Genomic DNA, 2,449 nt, shown 5'->3' on the forward strand with positions numbered 1-2,449 from the left:
CTTTTTCTTTTATCAATGTATCTATATTTTAAAGGAAAACGGAGCTGAATGAAATCCGAAGATTTCATCCAACTCCGTTTATTATTGGGGACTTATGTCACAGCCCCTTATTACCGATCGATTTAAATTATTCAACGCGTGTTTCACGTGAAACTTTAATGTTACATAACCTGTTGAATTCCATTAACAATCAAAAAAATACCATAGCCAAAGACTATCAACCCACTCACTAAGTTAATCCCTGTGAGAATCTTTCCGGGCATTCGATGACGCAATATATTAAAAGCACTAGTCATCCCCATATCCCAAATAAAAGATGATGTAATTACTCCAATAATGAAAAAAATACTCTCAGCTGTGGTCAGGGTCCCACGGCTTGCTCCTAACATCATCGTGCCATCAATCAATGCTTGCGGATTGGCCCAACTAACCACAATGGCTTGTAAAATAGCTTGTTTCACACTGATTTTATTATCTTCGCTTGTAATCGCACGCTGATTAGCTGATCTGATAATGCCATAACCTATATATACAGTTAAGGCGCCACCTAGAATCATGATAACAATTTTTACAAAGTGATTTTTACTAATTAATGCTCCGATTCCATAGAAGGCAGCAAAACAGAATAAGGCATCGAAAATCCAAACAAAAAACGTATACAACAACGCTCTTGATAGCTTATAAGACAGGCCATTATTGAAAACATATATATTCTGCATCCCAATTGGTGCTACAAATGCCAGACCAATTAATAGTCCCTGTAAATATGCCATAACATCACCTCATTCACCACCTATTTTAATATACTATTAACCCGATTTGTCCTTTTCCGCCATATTCTATCATTACTTATCGCTACTTAATGATTAAAAGATATTATAATAAGTATAAGGAGGATGATATTATGCGGAATTCAGCATGTACGTCAATTATGGTAGGTAAAAAAGCCTCAATGGATGGTTCTACCTTTATTTCAAGAAACGAAGACCGGGTGAAAGCCATTGAACCAAAAAAGTTTTTAGTTCACCCTGCTGTGACCGGCCGTCACGAAACCTATGTTTCACCTTACAATAAACTTACTGTGCCACTTCCAGAAAACGCAATGCGCTATAGCGCCACTCCATCATTAGACCAGTCTGCAGGCCCCAATGAAGAGGATGGTTTTAACGAAGCCAATGTCGGTGAAAGTGCCACGGAAAGTGTCTACGCCAATGGTCGAGTTCTGGCTTATGATCCATTTGTAAAAAATGGTTTGGCTGAAGATTCAATGACTACTTTAGTTTTACCTTATATCCATTCAGCACGTGAAGGAGTTGAATACCTTGGTAAATTAGTAGCTACTTATGGTGCCGCGGAAGGTAACGGTGTCCAATTTATCGATCAAAATGAAGTTTGGTACATGGAAATTGCTACCGGTCATCAATGGGTCGCTGTTCGTATCCCAGACGATTGCTATGCAGTCGCTCCTAATCAAATTATGATTGAAAAAGTTGACTTTAAGGATCCCGATAACTACATGTGGTCTGATGGAATCCGTGACTTTGTAACTGAACATGATCTTAATCCTGACTTAGACCAATGGAACTTCCGTCATATTTTTGGAACTAGCACTAAACTAGACCGTCATTACAACACCCCTCGTGTTTGGTTTGCTCAACGTTACCTAAGTCCAAATAGCGCTGCTAATCAGCACCCAGAAGATAGTGACATGCCTTTCATTCGTAAAGCAGAAAGAAAAATTTCTGTTGAAGATATTGAATACCTTCTAGGATCACACTTTAATGAAACTAAGTATAACCCTGTTGGTGAAGGCGATCCTGATGACATGCGTCGTTACCGTTCAATCGGTCTATGCCGTACCGCTCAATCACATATTCTCCAAGTTCGTCCTCACGATACTGGCACGCAAGCTATTCTGTGGATTGCTTTTGGAATTCCTGGTTTTTCAGCTTACGTTCCATTCTTCGGAAACGCTACAGATACTGATGATAGCTACAGTAAATTACCAAAGAAAATGGACTTTGATCATGCCTTCTGGCTTGATGAAGCATTAGCAGAAATCGTCGAATCTCATCTTGGCGAGTTCTACAATGATGATCAAGACTTCATTAAAGAAATGCACTCATGGACCAGGCGTAAAATTCACGAAGCAGACGTGGTTGCCACACAAAAATCTGGTCAAGATTTAACGGACTACCTAACATCGCAAAACCATGAAATTGCTCAATATTGTAATAATAAGACCCGTGAGTTAATTTTCAAACTTCTCACAAAGGGAACTGAGCTTTCTAAGATCAACTACAAGATGGACCCTAATTTATAAAGTTGTAAACCAATTAATCGGTTCTACACCAAATGGTGTTGGTTAGAGATTTTTCATCTCTATACCAATGCCATTTTTGTGTTTTAAACAAAAAAACAGAGGTAAACCTCTGTTACAATGAAATCG

The 2,449-nt window shown here is 38.6% G+C and carries 2 protein-coding genes; one reads left to right on the top strand and one right to left on the bottom strand.

From position 1 onward, the window contains the following. Positions 1 to 161: 161 nt before the first annotated feature. Entirely contained in the window at positions 162 to 773 is a 612-nt protein-coding gene (locus H5975_RS07825) for a LysE/ArgO family amino acid transporter (protein ID WP_178660723.1), read from the bottom strand. 131 nt (positions 774 to 904) lie between these two features. Here H5975_RS07825 and H5975_RS07830 point away from each other — a divergent pair, with 131 nt between their 5' ends. Next, positions 905 to 2,323, top strand: coding sequence for a C69 family dipeptidase (locus H5975_RS07830; protein ID WP_204785571.1), 1,419 nt, complete (start codon positions 905 to 907; stop codon positions 2,321 to 2,323). Positions 2,324 to 2,449: the final 126 nt, after the last annotated feature.

The organism is Limosilactobacillus coleohominis, from assembly GCF_016901675.1.
In the GTDB taxonomy this organism is placed as follows: Bacteria; Bacillota; Bacilli; order Lactobacillales; family Lactobacillaceae; genus Limosilactobacillus; species Limosilactobacillus intestinavium.

Excerpts from the sequence above, each read along its gene's own strand:
- H5975_RS07825 (WP_178660723.1), bottom strand. The coding sequence starts at position 773 with ATGGCATATTTACAGGGACTATTAATTGGTCTGGCATTTGTAGCACCA.
- H5975_RS07830 (WP_204785571.1), top strand. The coding sequence starts at position 905 with ATGCGGAATTCAGCATGTACGTCAATTATGGTAGGTAAAAAAGCCTCA.